This window comes from Alteromonas sp. AWM4_230 (genome assembly GCF_056158305.1).
Genome location: NZ_JBSWTB010000001.1, coordinates 1,540,171 through 1,557,075, shown reverse-complemented (window position 1 = coordinate 1,557,075; position 16,905 = coordinate 1,540,171). Strand labels below are relative to the sequence as shown.

The following is a 16,905-nucleotide window of genomic DNA, read 5'->3' as shown; positions in this document are numbered from 1 at the left end:
TTTTCTATTTTTCAATATTTTTTCAACTTTTTGATAGCTAACTAAAGTAGCTTCAGTCATTTAAATAAGGTTTTTATATGAAGATTTTATACATTTGTACGCACAACCGTTGCCGCAGTATTCTTTGCGAGGCCATCACTAATGCCTCTAACGGTAATGTAGAAGCGCGCAGCGCGGGCAGTCAGCCTGTCGGTGAAGTTCACCCTCTCTCTCTTAAATACCTTGCAGAGCGCGGATTTGAGACCAACGGGCTTCAAAGCCAATCGTGGGATGAATTTGAAGATTATGACGCTGATCTCGTTGTTACCGTTTGTGATTCAGCGGCGGGTGAATCATGCCCCGTTTATTTCGGCAAATCGCTTAAGGTGCACTGGGGCTTAGAAGACCCGTCTAAGTTAGAAGGTAGCGAACAGGAAAAAGCTGAAGCATTCAACAACACTATCAATATTATTGAAAAGCGTGTAGCGGCATTAGCAGAGCTTGCTGAAAAAAACTTAGATAAAGCAGCGCTTAAAGAGGCGCTATCAAAATTAGGCGCCCAGTAAAGAGTAAAGGTAAATCAATGGAACAGAAAACATTAACAGCTGAAAGCCCCTCTAATAATGCAGTAATGGAGCAAATGCACAAGCCGATTATGGCAAACTTTGCAACAAGGTTTTCAGACCACAAACCGCGCATTTTGTTGCTTTACGGTTCGCTTAGAGAACGCTCTTACAGCCGCCTAGTTATAGAAGAATCAGCCCGATTGCTTGAATACTTTGGTGCAGAGGCCAAGATTTTTGACCCGCACGGTTTGCCGCAGCCCGATACTGAAGATGAATCACATCCGAAAGTAAAAGAGCTACGCGAGCTTATGATGTGGTCTGAAGGTCAAATTTGGTGTTCACCTGAGCGTCACGGCAGCATGACCGGCATCATGAAAAGCATGATCGACTGGGTACCGCTTAGCCTTGGTGGCGTGCGCCCTACTCAAGGGAAAACGCTGGCCATTATGCAGGTATCAGGCGGTTCACAATCGTTTAATGCGGTAAACCAAATGCGCATTTTAGGCCGCTGGATGCGCATGTTAACCATCCCTAACCAGTCTTCTGTGGCAAAAGCGTTTTTAGAATTTGAAGACAATGGACGCATGAAACCGTCACCTTACTACAACCGAATAGTAGATGTAGTTGAAGAATTGGTGAAATTTACTTTGCTTACCCGCGACAACAAAGACTTTCTTGTTGATCGCTATTCCGAGCGCGTTGAAAGCGCAGAGGAAGTGAGTAAGCGTGTTAATCAAAAATCGCTGTAAAATTAAGACAAAGGTGAGTAGAAATGGGGTTCTTTGAACGTTATTTATCAGTGTGGGTTGGTCTTTGCATTATTGCGGGGGTGGGCCTAGGTTATACTTTGCCTGGCGTATTCGAGTCTATTGCAGCGCTTGAATATGCACACGTAAATCTTGTAGTGGCAGTACTTATTTGGCTAATGATTTACCCAATGATGGTGCAAATAGACTTTGGCTCTATTAAAGATGTGGGTAAAAAGCCAAAAGGCCTGGTGCTAACGCTTGTGGTTAACTGGCTGATAAAGCCTTTCACTATGGCGCTATTAGGCTGGCTATTCTTTAAAGGTATTTTTGCCGACTGGGTAGACCCGCAAACTGCCACAGAATACATTGCAGGTATGATCTTACTTGGTGTTGCTCCTTGTACTGCCATGGTTTTTGTATGGAGCCACCTTACCAAAGGAGATGCTAACTACACTCTAGTTCAGGTATCAATTAACGACCTTATTATGGTCGTTGCCTTTGCACCGCTTACCGCCATGCTGTTGGGTGTAACAGATATCACGGTTCCTTGGGACACCCTGCTACTGTCTGTAGCGCTCTATGTAGTATTGCCGCTGGTAGCGGGTTATATCACGCGCCGCCACTTGGAAAACAAAAACAACAGCACACAGAAAACAGGTTCAGGAAATAACGCGGTCGACGCGCTAGTAAGTAAATTTAAGCCGTTTTCAGTAATTGGGTTACTGCTGACAATAGTTATTTTGTTTGGCCTTCAAGCAGAAACGATATTATCGCAGCCCCAAGATATCGTGCTTATTGCGATACCCCTGCTTATACAAACTTACGGTATTTTTGCTATTGCCTACTTTGCCGCAAAGCGCATGAAACTGCCGCACAATGTAGCTGCACCAGCATGTATGATAGGTACGTCTAACTTCTTCGAGTTGGCGGTAGCCGTAGCCATTTCACTATTTGGTTTACACAGCGGCGCAGCGCTTGCCACCGTCGTTGGCGTACTAGTTGAAGTGCCCGTTATGCTTTCGCTAGTGTGGTTTGCAAACAAAACTCGCCATTGGTTTGACTAAGCAGTGTTATCCCAGTCTGCAGCGGTGACATCGCGGAAATAAAAAAGGGCGAGCCCATGGCTCGCCCTTCTCATCTTTTAAATTCTTAAACCGCAATTGGCGCTTTATAAGTATCGGGAAGAATGAAACCAAAGCGTTGTAGAACCGCCGTAAGTTCGTTTCGCTTAATTGGCTTTTCAATAAAACCTAATGCGCCCAAAGACATCACTTTCTCTTGCATCAATGGCTGAATATCACCTGAAATAACAATGACAAAAGTCTCAAGTTTACGGCGTTTAATTTCGCTCAAAACGCTGAGCCCGCCCAGCACAGGCATTGTTAAATCTAGTAATACAAGGTCAATAGTATGATGGGCTAATACTTCTAGAGCGTCCATACCATTTGACACTTCATAAATAGCTTCAGCGAACCCACCAGGCAAGTTACTTCTAGCCATTTTCCGTGCAAGCGCTGAATCGTCACAAATCAGAATATTAAAACCCATTAACTACAATCTTATAATTGGTTACTAATCCACCGTTAGAATACATTAAACGAAAGTATAAGAAAATAATAAAAACATCGAATTATTGGCTACTTACTCGATAACGACACCAAACTCTCCTCTCCTATTAGCATGTTTTGTGGTAGATATAAGGCGTAACAAAAAAGGAAAACATCCCTATGCAAGAGTTAGCTGCGACCCAAGACAAAAACTTGGTCAGAAAAGTTGCCTATCAGATTTTGTCTCATTTTGATAAGAGTTACCGATGGTTCACCCGAATTACACGGGGCGCTCAAGAAAGATTTGAAAAGGGTAATTGGAAAGAAACACAGCTAGCCTCTAAAGAGCGCATTACTATTTATGAACAAAGCCTGTCAGATGCGGTTGCCGAAATTTATCAGCTTACTCAGGTCCACCAAAAAGATGATGCTTTTTGGCAAGAGCTCAAAAAAGTGTTTGCGCTACAGCTTGAAGGGCACCCGCAGTTTGAGTTAGCTGAAACCTTTTATAACTCAGTGATTGGTCGACTGTTTAAGCACAGAAAAATAGACAACGACATGATGTTTGTTCTGCCTAGCCGTTGCTTTTTGCCGGGGCAAGACAGAGACAAAGTAGTCAACAGCTTTGACACCACCACTACCGTACGTGAAATGTACGAGTCGATATTCAAAATTTATCGATACAATATTCCGTTTGAAAACTTTGAACGGGACTTACAAAACCTTGAAACGGCCCTACGCGCACGATTAAACAAAGAACAACTAGCCAGTGTACAAGCCGTTGAGATCCTTAAGCCTACTTTTTTTCGTGGTAAAGCGGCTTATTTGATTGGTCGCATTTGTATGCCCGATGAAACCCTGCCGTTTGTCATCGCCATGCGAAGATACAACGAGCCACATATGTTCGTTGATGCCCTTCTGACCGACCGCAAAGACCTAAGCGTCATTTTTGGTTTTGCTCGTAGCTATTTTATGGCCGACACGCAAAACCCGGCCGAGGTTGCCGCTTTTCTACAAGAGTTATTGCCGAATAAAAAACACTTCGAATTATATATGTCGATGGGGCATTACAAACACGGCAAAACGGTTTTCTATCGCAACTTTTTGGCACACATGGACGAGACTGATGACAAGTTCGAAGCTGCGCCGGGAATTCGCGGCTTAGTGATGATGGTTTTCCATCTGCCCTCTTATGGCGTTGTTTTTAAAATTATTAAAGATGAATTTGCAGAAAGTAAGAAAATCACTCGTGAGCACGTAAAAGAATGCTACAAGTTAGTGAAGATGTCAGATCGTGTTGGCCGAATGGCTGACACCCATGAATACGTTAATTTTAGGTTCCCGTTAAATAGAATTGAACCCGAGCTTATTGAAGAACTAAAAGAAACTTGTGCGTCGAGTTTAGAATTTACTGAGACAGAACTTATCATCAAGCACATGTACATTGAGCGGAAAATGACGCCGCTAAATATATACCTTCAAGAAGAAACCGACGATGAAAAAATAACGCGTGCGCTTGATGAGCTGGGTCTATGTATTAAGCAAATTGCCATGGCAAATATCTTTCCCGGCGACATGCTGCACAAAAACTTCGGCATTACCCGTCATGGTCGCGTGATCTTCTACGACTATGATGAAATTTGCTTAATGAACGAGCGTAACTTCAGGGAGTTGCCAAAATCTGATGACCCCTATGCCATTGATACACTTTCAGTAGCGCCTAACGACGTATTCCCCGAACAATTCGAGCACTTCATCGTTGGTAAGCGAAAGTTCAAAGATATACTTAAGTCATTGCACGGCGACTTGATGACACCGGAGTACTGGCACGGTGTACAAAAGAAGTGTGCCCGTGGAGATGTGCAGCATTTTACCCCTTATAACCCGAGCATGCGCTTTAACAAAGGTGAATAGACTGGATACGTGAATAAAAAGCATCCTCCGTATCATCTTAAACTAACGTTCAAAGGGATATAGCGCTCTATAAATAAGGACAAAATTTAGCTACATGCGAAAAAGCTTAAAAGTGATCGTTTTAAGTCGTATAGCTCGTAAAAGAGGCAAAGCGATATTGCTTTTTGACTACTTGTTCTCGCTTGCTGTTTGTTAAATACCGTATATCGGTATCAGCAATGCCAAACAAGTGTGTGAATGTAGATAAATAGAAGAATCCTGATAATGAAAGTGCTACTTGTAGAAGATGATCCAAAGGTTGCCTCGCACATTGCAAATGGACTGTTGGGTGAAGGGCATGAATGTATTACTGTAGGTGATGGAACATCAGGCTACCAACAAGCCGCTAGTAACGAACTAGACGCGGTAATTTTAGACGTAATGTTACCCGAACTCGACGGTTTCACTGTGCTTGAGAAACTTCGCGAAGAAGGTAACACGACCCCTGTTCTATTACTAAGCGCCAAGAGCCAAGTTGAAGATAAGGTTAAAGGCCTTCGCACCGGCGCTAACGACTATCTAACTAAACCCTTCGCCTTTGAAGAGCTGCTTGCTCGCGTTGAAGGTTTGGCTGGTCGCAATAAAGACGGCGATGACAAGACCTTGATAAAAGTTGGAGACCTCACGCTAGACTTAGTTAACCGTAAAGTATTGCGTGGCGATCAAGAAATTGATCTTCAATCAAAGGAATTCCAACTACTTGAATGTCTACTTCGTCATAAAGGTAAAGTTGTAACGCGGAGCATGTTGTTGGAGCAGGTTTGGAATTATCATTTTGACCCGCAAACTAACGTGATTGATGTTCACATTAGCCGTCTACGTCAGAAAGTGGATAAAGCGTTTAATGTTCCACTTATTGAAACCGTAAGAGGCACTGGCTACCGCATAGCGGACGAGCTTGCATGATAGCAATACGCGACTTTACGCGTAGTTCTAGTTTTCGCGTAGGCGTATTGCTCACCACCCTAGCTTGTATTGCCATTGTTTTAATTGTTTACTTTTGGCGATTAACGAGCAGTGACTTGTTTATTTCCGAGTCGAATGCTGCCGTTAATGCCAAAGCAAACGCGCTCGTAACTCTCTATGAAAACCTTGGTATTGATGCCGTTAAGTCGGCCATTGTAAACGATAATAACCACAACCCTTCTAGCGCGAAAACACCCTCTCATTCATTCGAACATTTGCGATCATTTGTCGTTCTGAGCAAAGATGAGCAAGTAGTTGCGGGGAACTTAGCATCTATCCCTCTGGTATTAGAGCGGCACAAAGGGGCCAACTTTGATACTGCAGAAATCGTTATTACCCGGCCTAACAGCTCATCAAGGAAAACCTTACGCCAAGCATTGATGAGGGAAGATGTACTAGGGGACTATACCCTCTATGTCGGGCGTGGTATCGATGACTTATATAGCGCACAGTGGTTTGGCAAAACCTTTAGCTGGATTATCGTTGTGTTGCTTTGTGCCTTAAGTATTCTAAGCTTCGCCATTGCCGTGTATGTGGTCAATCGAATTAACCGCATGTCTCAAACCGCTGATAAGATTATAAAGACTGGTAACCTTGAAGAGCGGCTAGAGATTGATAGCAATTGGGACGATCTCAGCAGTCTTTCCTTCGTTTTTAATCAAATGCTGGATACCATTGAAAGCTCGGTTAATAACATCAAGTCAGTCACAGACAGTATTGCTCATGACCTACGCACACCGCTTTCCAGACTTCGTAATACCCTAGAAAGAATTGAAGACGACCAGCTACGAGAAGACACGACTCAAGAAGCAGATAACCTACTCAATATGTTCAACAGTTTATTGCGCATAAGCGGTCTTGAGACCACGAACAAAAAAGAGGGGTTCTGTAGTACCGATGCCCAAGCTATTGTTGAAGATGTGGTCGACCTTTACCACCCCCTTGCCGAGGAGCGCAATATTCAGCTGTCCAGTCAGCTTGAAAGCGTGACTATGCTTGCTGACCCTAACTTACTTTTCCAAGCTGTAGCCAACGTATTAGATAATGCTATCAAGTATTCAAATGAAAATAGTATGGTTGCGGTTCAGCTAATTACCACGGAAAAACACATCGTTATTGCCGTCAATGATGCAGGCATAGGCGTGGGTGAACACGAGATATTAAATCTAGAACGCCGCTTTTATCGCGCTGATGGCAGCAGAACGAGCAAAGGCAATGGGCTAGGCTTATCACTTGTCTCCGCAATAGTGAAGCTTCACGGTGGGCAAACTTGGTTTGTGCACGACCCGCTAATGCAAGGACATGGTCTTGGTGTTGTTTTTTGTTTTCCGATTAATCTGCGTCAAAATCAGCTAGTCTGAATCAGCAAATTGCAGGCACTATCTAGATATCTGGTGCGCTAAGTTGTACTCGCTAATTTTATTTTTCTTTTTCTGGAAGCTGACCTATGGATGGTACAGGTCAGCAAACCTTCCAGATTTATATCTGTAAATTATCAATCAATTTGCTTTTGCATAAAGATAGTAACTTCTGCCATCACAATACCGAACTTACGAATGTACGAACGGTTCATCATGGTAGTGTCATCGAAAGCCCAAAACCAGTCATCAAATGTTACTGAATAAGTAGTATCATCTACCGGCAAATCCATCTGGTAGTGAAAATTGAAAGCGTTACCATAGCTCGTACCTTTTGCAGGACCATCAATATCACCCGCGTTACCGACAAAAGTGTTATCGCTTTGCTTTACTATTTTCCAAGTCCGAGATTCTGGCCCTTCACCTACGCCATAATCAAACGTTTCATCAAGTGTTAGGGTATTCCCCACTATTGAGCCATCAATGTTTACCACAAACCTTTGTACCACCTCACCTGAGCGGTTTTGTACTATGCCCCATGCCTTAACATTTCCATCGAAAAACTGCTCAATATCAAAAACCGGAGATACCGACTGATAATCTTCACCATCGACCGACACAGAGCATCCAGAAAGCCCTGCCATGGTCAATGCTGCAAACCCTACCCCTAAACATAACTTCATCATATTTTTTATCATTTTACTTATCCTGCTCAACTAACCCTGCTTGGGCTTTATATCTATAAAATCACTAAACTAATCTTTTCCGAGTAGCTTTCTTCTAAACTTAGGTTCCGATGTTTCATCACTTAACCAGATATCAAAAAAACGCTGCGTAAACGTTTTGTCACTTATCTCATCCGCTTTTTCGCCATTTACGTAAAACACGCTTGTGCCTTCTTTCGTTGCAATCCCTGTAATTACATCGCCCTCGCTAACGTCAGGAAAGATACGCTCCATTAGCGACAGCCATTTTTCTGCATCATCGGCAGCGATATCTCCCTGTTTTTTCATTTCATCAATAGAGCGCTCGGCAATCTTTTTCCCTTCAAGATCTCGTTGGTAGGTCAAACGAAGGGCGAAAGGAGGCTGCTTTGCGTACTTGCCTTCAGAAGCAAAAAGCTCACCGGTATATACGTCCCAAAAGTAGTAAGAAAACATGCCCTCCCCCACCAGTTTCGCATTAGGGACATGCTCAGAAATGTTCTTCAAATTTGGCTCTTGTGCATGGGCGTTGTTTGGCATGGTTAGTCCGCTCAGTGATATGGAAACAAACATAGCAAAGGTGAATACCGCGCCTATTTTATTAACGTAAGACATAAAAAAAGCGCTAGCGTTTTTTACGTAATGAAGAAACCATGATGGGGTATAAATCACAGCTTTTCGTAAAATACCGTTTTTATTAGTAACCATAAAAATGCTCTTATAAAGCGTAATAAAAATTACAGGTCTTTTATTGAATTTCTATCTGGTTATACTCTTGTCTATGTCCAATTGATCAACTGTCTCTAGGCTCTCATCGTGCTTTCCCTTGATGAATTTAAAACGTCACTCGCTCTTCCTTCGCCTCTTATCCCTTTTAAACCGAACTGGGAGGGTGCAAATAAGGTATCGCTTTATGTTAAGCGTGACGATGCTATTCACCCTGTGATGTCAGGAAATAAATGGCGAAAGCTAAGCCATGCGCTAACGAGTCCTTTGCCAAACGCCGTCATCAGTTTCGGAGGCGGCTTTTCTAACCACCTTCATGCGTTGGGGTTTGCTTGTTACAAACTTGGAATTCCCCTTACCGCCATTATTCGCGGCGACTACAGTGCTGCACCATCGCCAATGATTAAGGATTTGATGCAGTGGCAGACTCGCATTGAATATGTAAATAGAATTACCTACAAAAGGCGTAACGATAGTACTTATTTAGATGAACTAAAGCTGGAGTTCCCCAATGCGATTATCATTCCTGAAGGTGGAAGCCAGGCCCTGGCGCTTCAGGGGATAAAAGATATGGTCGATGAAATCGAGGTAGACTTCGATTTTATCGTTGCCCCTGTCGCAAGCGGCGCCACAATGGCGGGAATTGTAAATGCATTAAATAAACGTAATAGTTCAATGGCTACTGACTTTCGTTCTCGCAGCAAAGCCATTGGCATAGGCGCACTAAAAGGTGAAGGCTACCTAGAGGGGTTGGTTGAGCAATTTCTTCCAATAACTAACTCGACAAATTGGCATATTGAGCATAACTACCATTTTGGTGGCTACGCGAAAGCGCCAAGTGAACTTCAAACCTTTTGCAGCGATTTCAATAACACTATGGATTTTGAGATAGAGCCCGTATACTCGGGCAAAGCCTTCTGGGCCGTTAAAGATATGCTGGCTAAAGGCAAGTTTGAGGACGGTTCACGCATTGTTGTATTGCATACAGGAGGTTTGCAAGGAGCTAGATGATTTCATCAATCTGCAACAGGATAGCCAAACAACCTTTTCAACTTTGCTTTTATTCCTTTTGCCTGCTGAAGCTGTTCACGCAGCACGCCTAATTGACTGAAGTTTGCGCTTAAGGGGTTATCATTAGGCATCTTTCCGACGATGCCGTACTTTATACTGATTGTTTTGTCTTCTTCAGCAAAAGTGCCGAATAACTTATCCCATATAATAAGTACGCCACCATAATTCTTATCAATATAAGGCTTATTGGTTGCGTGGTGAATGCGGTGATGAGTAGGCGTGTTGAAGATATGCTCTGCCCAGCCTAAATGACCAATCGTTTGCGTATGTACAAAAAACTGATAAGCAAGATTTATTGCGACAATGGCGAAGACCAAACTTGGTGAAAAACCGATGAGTATCATTGGCACCCAGAACAGCCACATGCCCACGAATGGGTACAAAATACTTTGTCTAAACGCTGTCGTGAAATTCATTTTTGTTGAGCTGTGATGCACCACATGGGCCAGCCAAAACCAGTGTATGTTGTGTGAAGCCCGATGAAACCAGTAGTACAAAAAGTCTTGCAGGATAAAACCTGTAACAAGCGATACTGCCGTAAGCTCTATGTTAAATAGAGAAAACTGGTGCAGCCAAAGAAACAAAGGCATTAGTAGTAGTAATACCAAAGCATCAGAGCCCTGATGAAGTAATGCAAGTAATGCATTGTTCACACTGTCTTTTACGTTATAAAACTGCCGTGCCTTTTTGAACTCCACAAAAACACACAGTAAGAAAACCGGGCTTAAGCCAAGTAAAATAAGTTCAACAGGGATCAAAACGTGCTCCTAACTTATTCAAACATTGCTCTACGTCGTTTTGTAAAAGGCGTGTCAGTAGCCAGTTGGGTATATACCAAGGCGCGCAACAGCTAATGCGATAAGAAACTTTGGTTAGGCTACCCTGTGCGGAAAACCTGATAACTCCCCGATGATCTTTTACTGGAAAGTCGTCAACAACACGATATTCAATACCATCTGTGTCTGCTTTCACAATCTCTTCTTTAAAGCTAACGCCTAGAATACTCACTTCTCTCACGCAGCCCACTCCGCCACTGACTTCACTATTATTTGCTGCCCTTAATACCTTAAACGAAGCGTTAAAGAAATCGCTTAAATTCGGGTGATCAAGCAGCGTATCGCGAAGCACTTGTGGCGTTGCATGAATAATTCTTTGGTAGTGAACGTCAACCATTTACGATATGTCCTCTTCTCATGGCCAATAGCATAAATTGACATTCATATTTGATCTTGCGTTAATACGTCATGTTTTTTGTTATTTTGCGACATGTATATGCCATCAGTTTCTTTTGCCTATATTCAAAGTATAGAAAGCTATTTAGCTAGCTTAGAGGTTGATACAAGAGAACTGTCGCGACTCACGCAAAAGCATAGCTCACTTCCAGGTTCATCCCGTGTTTCCATGGCAGCCTACGTCGAGCTGTTAAACCAAGGTGCATCGCTCACCAACAATGCATTATTTGGGTTTGAGTTAGGCAAACATATTCAGGCAAAAGATTATGGGGTGTTGGGATACCTCGTTGAAAGTTGCGAGAATTTAGCTCAAGCCATAGGGGCGCTTACTCGGTTTGATGCGCTAGTCGCGGACATCGGCACAACAAACGTACTTTTTGAGTCTAACAATGCCCGGGTTGAATGGGTGCCTAAAAGCTCAGATTGCAAACAAATGGTGTTGCGCAATACCACTGCTTGGGTAGCAACCGTTTATAAAATATTGGGTTCAGCCTGCCAATTAAACGCTATTACCTTTACTTTCCCCTTAAGTACATTGGAAAAAAATACGTTAGCGCAGTGGTTTAACTGCGAGGTGATTGATTGCGCCCACACTAACGCCATTATTTTTCCCCTACACTTACTGCATGTTCCGTTTACCAGTGAAAATAAGGCTATGTTCAGCGCGCTTATAGAAGTGACAGAAAAAGAGATGAGCGAATGCAAAGGTGAACGGCTTGCTAAAACCAACAAACGCCATTTTGGCCCTAATCCACACGAAGATATCGCCTACGAAGTCGCTTCGCTTTTAAACGCTAACCCTACGCTAAAGGGCTGTAATCAAAAGCGTATGGCTGAAGCGTTATTCATAAGCCCACGCACACTGCAGCGGAAGTTGAAGCAAAGTAACACCAGCTTTCATCAAATTCTTGATAGTGAGCGCAAATCTCGTTTAGACGACCTTCTTAAACAATACTCTATTGCCGACACCGCAGATTTATTGGGGTTTCAAGAGCAATCATCATTTACCCACGCGTTTAAAAAGTGGTTTTCCACCACACCGCTTAAGTATCAAAAACAGCTAATATCAGAAGAGTAAGCGTATTTCGTTATTAACCTTGCCGCACGCGTAATTGCGGTTTGAGAAAGGTGATGTGACTTATAATCTTTTTGTCTGAACAGGCAATTTTTTACTATCAAAATTTTGATTATTAAACTAATGTGACTGAGAACGCGTAGGTATTATCAGGTGTACAGCAACGCTAACTCACAGGAGATACGCTATGATCGACCGTCCAGTTACATTGCCAACGCAGTTAAATGCACTCGTGTCAAAGTCACTAAATCTATGTGGGCTTATGTTACCCGTGTGTGATGTGTTTTATCCTTTTGCTGCTATTTATGAAAATGGTCGCATCGGCTGTATATTTGCCGACGAGTCTGGAACTAAAAAGCGCGAGTCACAGCTTATTGAACAGCTTCAGTGGCGAATAATCGATACCACAACAGATACAAACAGTTACAGTGTCTTAGTATATGCTGCGGCAGTTAACACTCAAGACAGTAAGACCCTTGATGCGATTGCCATTGCAACTGCCACACCAAATCACGAAGAACGACTCATACTTTATCCTTACTACAAAGTAGATGACAAAGTAGTCATTTCTCCGCCTATAGATACGGTAACCCGTTAGTGCAATACGGTAGTGAAAGCATTGTTTTTCAAATTACCTAGTACAAACCCGGATCGGTTATTACAATAGTCTTTTAAGGTAGTATCGCTAGTGCGTGCACTACCTTTTACATTCGTTGTTACGATTAAAATTTTTTGTCCTTTCATAGGCTGTCTTTGCTTGCCAAATCCCATTGGTCTGCTAGCATTCAGCCCAAAATTCATTAGCAAAATTAGGGATTAGTTATTATGTCTCGCGTTTTAATTATTGGTGCTGGCGGAGTTGCGTCGGTAACTGTGAAAAAATGTGCACGTTTACCGCAACATTTCGACGAAATTTACTTAGCAAGCCGCACGGTATCTAAGTGTGAAGCGCTACAGCAAGAAGTAGGTGCAGATCGCGTTAAGGGCGTTTTCGCTGTTGATGCCGACAATGCAAAAGAAGTTGAAGCACTTATCAACGAAGTAAAACCAGACCTAGTAATCAACCTAGCGTTGCCATACCAAGACCTTCCTATTATGGATGCGTGTCTTGCGACTAACACAGATTACTTAGACACTGCCAACTATGAGCCTAAAGACGAAGCAAAATTCGAATACTCATGGCAGTGGGCTTACCAAGACAAATTTAAAGACGCGGGCATTATGGCCCTTCTTGGCAGTGGCTTCGATCCAGGTGTAACGAACGTTTATACGGCGTACGCAGCAAAGCACTATTTTGACGAAATCCACTACCTTGATATCGTAGACTGTAATGGCGGCGATCACGGTCAGGCTTTCGCAACTAATTTCAACCCAGAAATCAATATTCGCGAAATTACTCAGCGCGGTCGTTTTTGGGAAAACGGTGAGTGGAAAGAAACGGATCCGCTAAGCGTACGTGAAGACCTAGATTACCAAAACATTGGAGTTCGTGCGTCTTATCTGATGTTCCACGAAGAACTAGAGTCTATTGTTAAGCACTTCCCTACTTTGAAGCGCGCACGCTTCTGGATGACCTTCGGCGATGCTTATCTTAACCACCTGCGCGTACTTGAAGGCATTGGTATGACTAGCATTGAGCCAGTAGAATTCCAAGGTCAGAAGATTGTGCCTTTGGAGTTCTTGAAAGCAGTACTGCCTAACCCAGGCTCACTTGCTGAAGGCTATAGCGGTATGACGTGCATTGGCACTTACATCACAGGTATTAAAGACGGCAAAGAAAAGACCATCTTTATCTACAATAACTGTGACCATGCAAAATGTAATGAAGAAGTGGGCGCACAAGCGGTATCTTATACTACAGGTGTTCCGGCAATGATTGGTGCGGCGCTTATGCTTAACGGTACATGGAAAGAGTCGGGCGTTTGGAACATGGAACAATTCGACCCGGACCCATTCATGGATATGCTTAACGAGCACGGCCTACCATGGCACGTTCTTGAATGTGAAAGCAGCCCTTTCACCAAATAGTAGATACCCGGGCGCTTAATTCAAGCGCCTTTTTTATTAACGCCACAGTTTAAACTAGGCCAAATTACGCGAGCGTATTATTCCGCGTAGTTTTGAGCTATGACCTGTAATGTAATACATTGGGCGTTAGATAAATATTGAAAGCAGTTTTATTTTTGGAGCTTTACCCCATTGACCGATTTAACTCAACGCACTGATATCCCCTCTCCTTGCTACGTGCTGGAAGAAGCAAAATTAATTAAAAACCTTGAGCTAATGAAACGGGTTCAAGATGAATCTGGCGCCCGCATTATTCTCGCGCTGAAAGGCTTTTCGATGTGGTCTTGCTTCGACATTATTAAGCAGTATTTACACGGTGCAACAGCAAGCTCGGTATGGGAAGCGAAACTTGCTGCAGAGATGGGTAAAGAAGTTCACGCTTATTCTCCAGCGTATAAAATTAATGACGCTAAGGAACTAGCGAGCCTTGTTAACCATCTGTCTTTCAATAGTTTGTCTCAGTGGAATGCGCATAAAGAAACGTTATCGAACGTTTCATTAGGCCTTCGCATAAACCCTGAGCATCAAGAGGCTGATACACCACTGTACGATCCAGCAGCGCCAGGTTCGCGCTTGGGCATACGCGCCAGTGAACTAGAAGGCGTAGCTCTGACAGGTATAGAGGGTTTTCACTGCCACAACCTTTGTGAGTGTGATTCTTTTGCTACTGCACGTACCCTTGAGGCCATCGAAAAACGCTTTGGTAAATGGCTTGGTCAATTGAAATGGTTGAACCTAGGCGGCGGTCATCTTATGACCCGAGACGGTTATGATGTTGAGCACCTTATTAAAACACTAAAAGACTTTAAAGCGCGTTACCCGCACTTAGACGTTATCTTAGAGCCAGGCTCTGCGGTTGCGTGGCAAACAGGTCCTCTAATTTGCGAAGTGGTTGATATGGTAGAAAACGATGGTGATATTGCCATTCTAGATATCTCGGCAACCGCTCACATGCCGGACGTTTTGGAAATGCCTTACCGCCCTGCCATTTTAGGTGCAGGTATGCCAGATGAAAAAGCGTGTAACGTAAAGCTAGGCGGAAATTCATGTCTTGCTGGCGATGTTATTGATGTCTATTCATTTGACGCACCGTTAAAAGCTGGCGATCGTTTACAGTTCGAAGATATGATGCATTACACCATGGTAAAAACCACATTCTTTAACGGTGTAGAGCACCCTGCTATTGGTATTTTACGAACTAATGGCGACTTCGAACTAGTTCGTGAGTTCAGTTACGAAGACTTTAAAGGCCGTTTGTCTTAGTCTTAACCCTTCACTAAAAAGTATACCAAAAGCTAATTGATCAATATTTGATCAATTAGCTTGTTCCCAATCTGCTCTAGTGCTATTTTGAGATTGTTGAGTAGTCAAAAGGGAATTTCGACCTACCAGTCCTTTTAAGGTGAGTCCTTAATCTCCGTCGTCTTTTGTTCAACACCGAATTCAGGTGTTGTATCAAACCATCAAAAATTGCCTGTCTCGGTTATATCTTATCTTTATCAGAGGAATTGATCGTGAGAAGGAATAATCTAGGCTCAAACTGTGCAACTCAAGTACACACATTTGCCAAACCTATCGTATCTGCGCTTAGTGCGCTACTTTTAACCACGGCCTGTATGTCGACAACTCCTTCTATGGGAGGTGGAAGTTCAGGCGCAGTAAGTGGTGGCGCCGGCGGCGCTACGGCTTCAAACAATAATGCGCAATTAGAAAATTGTGACGAAACACTCGGTACATTAAGTGTTTTTGAAGATACAAGTTTGCCCTGGTGGTCAGAGTACCGCAGAACTTACCCAAAACTCGGCAGTACCATTCCTGTTATCAGGTTAATGATTCAACAGTCTAACTGTTTTGTCATTGTTGAGCGTGGCCGCGCTATGAATGCAATGAACACCGAGCGTCAGCTAATGCAATCTGGGCAACTTCGCTCTGGTTCAAATATTGGGGGCGGCCAAATGGTAGCAGCTGATTACACGCTCAGCCCATCTGTACTTTTTGCCGAAAAAACCCAGGGTGGTAAAGCCATAGCCGGTGCACTGTTTGGCACATTAGGCTCTATCGTTGGCGGAGGTTTTAGCAAGAATGAAGCGGCTACCTCGTTACTGCTTATAGATAACCGCTCCGGTGTCCAGGTTTCTGCTGCAACAGGTAGTGCTGCGAATCACGACTTTAGCTTGTTTGGCGGCATGTTTGCTGGCGCAGCAGCAGGTGGCGCTGGCGGCTTCTCAAAAACACCTGAAGGTAAAATGCTGGTCACTGCTTTTGCCGATTCTTTTAACCAGATGGTGGTCGCACTTCGCTCTTACAAAGCACAAGAAGTTGAAGGGGGGCTAGGAAAAGGAGGAAGGTTAACAGTGGGGGGCGCTGATGATGCCATGCCAGATGCTACCGATGCGCCAGCGATAACTACCTCAACAACAACCACTGCCGTCTATGTCGACAACACGCCTTCTAGGGTCACCGTTTCAGACCGCAGGTCTTACAATTTTGACGTCGATGAATACGATGAAAAAGCCTTTAATAGGTACTATGACTGGCTGAAAAACTATGGCCCGTTAATGACTGCGTTCGTCTCCTTCGACCCCGAAAATAACAATCCTAACTGGCCAGGCGGAATGTCTATGGCGGCAGCCGCGACCATGCTTCTAACTCAGTTAGATTCTCACCGTATTGAACTTGAAGCATGGCCATATGAAGCTAGGGTGCAAGCATGGAGAAAAATGGGAAGAAGGTTGGAAAGCCACACCGAGCTGTTTGAGCGAAACCGGACATTAGCGCTTCGAAATGAAAAACTCGACGACGAAGTGCGTCAAGTTATTGAAAGCATACAGGTAGTAACAAAAGAAAGCTTGTTCCCAGAGGGTATTTAGCTATTAGAACATTGAACCCGAAGCCGCAAATTGCGGCTTCGG

Annotated in this window: 17 protein-coding genes; 12 read left to right on the top strand and 5 right to left on the bottom strand. The window is 43.5% G+C overall.

All coding sequences use genetic code 11. The features are described 5' to 3' along the window. Positions 1-77 precede the first annotated feature (77 nt). The 3 genes from ACXACS_RS06620 (at position 78) to arsB (ending at position 2,358) form a co-directional block, all read left to right on the top strand. Positions 78-545, top strand: coding sequence for an arsenate reductase ArsC (locus tag ACXACS_RS06620; RefSeq protein WP_474805292.1), 468 nt, complete (start codon positions 78-80; stop codon positions 543-545). Positions 546-610: 65 nt separating this feature from the next. Then, complete coding sequence (gene arsH / locus ACXACS_RS06615; RefSeq protein ID WP_474809222.1) at positions 611-1,294, top strand: arsenical resistance protein ArsH; 684 nt, start codon at positions 611-613, stop codon at positions 1,292-1,294. Positions 1,295-1,317: 23 nt separating this feature from the next. After that, positions 1,318-2,358 (top strand): ACR3 family arsenite efflux transporter, encoded by a 1,041-nt coding sequence (arsB, locus tag ACXACS_RS06610; protein WP_474805291.1) that lies wholly within the window; start codon positions 1,318-1,320, stop codon positions 2,356-2,358. A gap of 85 nt (positions 2,359-2,443) precedes the next feature. Here arsB and ACXACS_RS06605 read toward each other — a convergent pair whose 3' ends face one another. Then, complete coding sequence (locus ACXACS_RS06605; RefSeq protein WP_474805290.1) at positions 2,444-2,842, bottom strand: response regulator; 399 nt, start codon at positions 2,840-2,842, stop codon at positions 2,444-2,446. Positions 2,843-3,021: 179 nt separating this feature from the next. On the opposite strand from ACXACS_RS06605, the gene aceK reads away from it, so the two are divergent. From aceK to ACXACS_RS06590, 3 genes are all read left to right on the top strand, one after another. After that, the gene (gene aceK / locus ACXACS_RS06600; protein WP_474805289.1) at positions 3,022-4,755 is read left to right on the top strand and encodes a bifunctional isocitrate dehydrogenase kinase/phosphatase; all 1,734 of its coding nucleotides are present in this window, start codon (positions 3,022-3,024) and stop codon (positions 4,753-4,755) included. 264 nt (positions 4,756-5,019) lie between these two features. Beyond that, positions 5,020-5,700 (top strand): response regulator transcription factor, encoded by a 681-nt coding sequence (locus ACXACS_RS06595; RefSeq protein ID WP_474805288.1) that lies wholly within the window; start codon positions 5,020-5,022, stop codon positions 5,698-5,700. Further along, positions 5,697-7,121: a sensor histidine kinase gene (locus ACXACS_RS06590; protein ID WP_474805287.1), complete on the top strand. Its 1,425-nt coding sequence runs from the start codon at positions 5,697-5,699 to the stop codon at positions 7,119-7,121. Before ACXACS_RS06595 ends, ACXACS_RS06590 begins: the two co-directional genes overlap by 4 nt. A gap of 134 nt (positions 7,122-7,255) precedes the next feature. Here ACXACS_RS06590 and ACXACS_RS06585 read toward each other — a convergent pair whose 3' ends face one another. Both ACXACS_RS06585 and ACXACS_RS06580 read right to left on the bottom strand, forming a co-directional pair. Next, positions 7,256-7,816: a DUF3833 domain-containing protein gene (locus tag ACXACS_RS06585; RefSeq protein WP_474805286.1), complete on the bottom strand. Its 561-nt coding sequence runs from the start codon at positions 7,814-7,816 to the stop codon at positions 7,256-7,258. A 57-nt stretch (positions 7,817-7,873) separates the two neighbouring features. After that, positions 7,874-8,530 (bottom strand): chalcone isomerase family protein, encoded by a 657-nt coding sequence (locus tag ACXACS_RS06580; RefSeq protein ID WP_474805285.1) that lies wholly within the window; start codon positions 8,528-8,530, stop codon positions 7,874-7,876. A 108-nt stretch (positions 8,531-8,638) separates the two neighbouring features. Between ACXACS_RS06580 and ACXACS_RS06575 the strand changes: the two genes are divergently transcribed. Next, entirely contained in the window at positions 8,639-9,559 is a 921-nt protein-coding gene (locus tag ACXACS_RS06575; RefSeq protein ID WP_474805284.1) for a 1-aminocyclopropane-1-carboxylate deaminase/D-cysteine desulfhydrase, read from the top strand. Positions 9,560-9,564: 5 nt separating this feature from the next. On the opposite strand, the gene ACXACS_RS06570 is transcribed toward ACXACS_RS06575, so the two are convergent. Together ACXACS_RS06570 and ACXACS_RS06565 are read right to left on the bottom strand one after the other, a co-directional pair. Beyond that, the gene (locus tag ACXACS_RS06570) at positions 9,565-10,377 is read right to left on the bottom strand and encodes a sterol desaturase family protein (RefSeq protein ID WP_474805283.1); all 813 of its coding nucleotides are present in this window, start codon (positions 10,375-10,377) and stop codon (positions 9,565-9,567) included. Continuing rightward, positions 10,364-10,792: an SRPBCC family protein gene (locus ACXACS_RS06565; protein ID WP_474805282.1), complete on the bottom strand. Its 429-nt coding sequence runs from the start codon at positions 10,790-10,792 to the stop codon at positions 10,364-10,366. The genes ACXACS_RS06570 and ACXACS_RS06565 overlap by 14 nt, the downstream gene beginning before the upstream one ends. Before the next feature lie 99 nt (positions 10,793-10,891). Here ACXACS_RS06565 and ACXACS_RS06560 point away from each other — a divergent pair, with 99 nt between their 5' ends. The 5 genes from ACXACS_RS06560 (at position 10,892) to ACXACS_RS06540 (ending at position 16,863) form a co-directional block, all read left to right on the top strand. Further along, positions 10,892-11,929: an AraC family transcriptional regulator ligand-binding domain-containing protein gene (locus tag ACXACS_RS06560; protein WP_474805281.1), complete on the top strand. Its 1,038-nt coding sequence runs from the start codon at positions 10,892-10,894 to the stop codon at positions 11,927-11,929. Between the two features lie 184 nt (positions 11,930-12,113). Continuing rightward, complete coding sequence (locus tag ACXACS_RS06555; RefSeq protein WP_474805280.1) at positions 12,114-12,524, top strand: hypothetical protein; 411 nt, start codon at positions 12,114-12,116, stop codon at positions 12,522-12,524. 227 nt (positions 12,525-12,751) lie between these two features. Then, positions 12,752-13,954 carry a saccharopine dehydrogenase family protein gene (locus tag ACXACS_RS06550; protein ID WP_269916754.1) on the top strand — a complete coding sequence of 401 codons (1,203 nt, stop codon included), beginning with the start codon at positions 12,752-12,754 and terminating at the stop codon, positions 13,952-13,954. Positions 13,955-14,125: 171 nt separating this feature from the next. Continuing rightward, positions 14,126-15,256: a carboxynorspermidine decarboxylase gene (gene nspC / locus ACXACS_RS06545; RefSeq protein ID WP_474805279.1), complete on the top strand. Its 1,131-nt coding sequence runs from the start codon at positions 14,126-14,128 to the stop codon at positions 15,254-15,256. Positions 15,257-15,507: 251 nt separating this feature from the next. Then, positions 15,508-16,863, top strand: a complete 1,356-nt coding sequence (locus ACXACS_RS06540; protein WP_474805278.1) for a CsgG/HfaB family protein — start codon at positions 15,508-15,510, stop codon at positions 16,861-16,863. The last annotated feature ends 42 nt before the right edge of the window (positions 16,864-16,905 follow it).

Coding starts and splice junctions, on each gene's coding strand:
- ACXACS_RS06555 (WP_474805280.1), top strand. CDS start 12,114: ATGATCGACCGTCCAGTTACATTGCCAACGCAGTTAAATGCACTCGTG.
- arsB (WP_474805291.1), top strand. CDS start 1,318: ATGGGGTTCTTTGAACGTTATTTATCAGTGTGGGTTGGTCTTTGCATT.
- aceK (WP_474805289.1), top strand. CDS start 3,022: ATGCAAGAGTTAGCTGCGACCCAAGACAAAAACTTGGTCAGAAAAGTT.
- ACXACS_RS06585 (WP_474805286.1), bottom strand. CDS start 7,816: ATGATAAAAAATATGATGAAGTTATGTTTAGGGGTAGGGTTTGCAGCA.
- ACXACS_RS06590 (WP_474805287.1), top strand. CDS start 5,697: ATGATAGCAATACGCGACTTTACGCGTAGTTCTAGTTTTCGCGTAGGC.
- ACXACS_RS06595 (WP_474805288.1), top strand. CDS start 5,020: ATGAAAGTGCTACTTGTAGAAGATGATCCAAAGGTTGCCTCGCACATT.
- ACXACS_RS06565 (WP_474805282.1), bottom strand. CDS start 10,792: ATGGTTGACGTTCACTACCAAAGAATTATTCATGCAACGCCACAAGTG.
- ACXACS_RS06605 (WP_474805290.1), bottom strand. CDS start 2,842: ATGGGTTTTAATATTCTGATTTGTGACGATTCAGCGCTTGCACGGAAA.
- arsH (WP_474809222.1), top strand. CDS start 611: ATGGAGCAAATGCACAAGCCGATTATGGCAAACTTTGCAACAAGGTTT.
- ACXACS_RS06620 (WP_474805292.1), top strand. CDS start 78: ATGAAGATTTTATACATTTGTACGCACAACCGTTGCCGCAGTATTCTT.
- ACXACS_RS06560 (WP_474805281.1), top strand. CDS start 10,892: ATGCCATCAGTTTCTTTTGCCTATATTCAAAGTATAGAAAGCTATTTA.
- ACXACS_RS06550 (WP_269916754.1), top strand. CDS start 12,752: ATGTCTCGCGTTTTAATTATTGGTGCTGGCGGAGTTGCGTCGGTAACT.
- ACXACS_RS06580 (WP_474805285.1), bottom strand. CDS start 8,530: ATGGTTACTAATAAAAACGGTATTTTACGAAAAGCTGTGATTTATACC.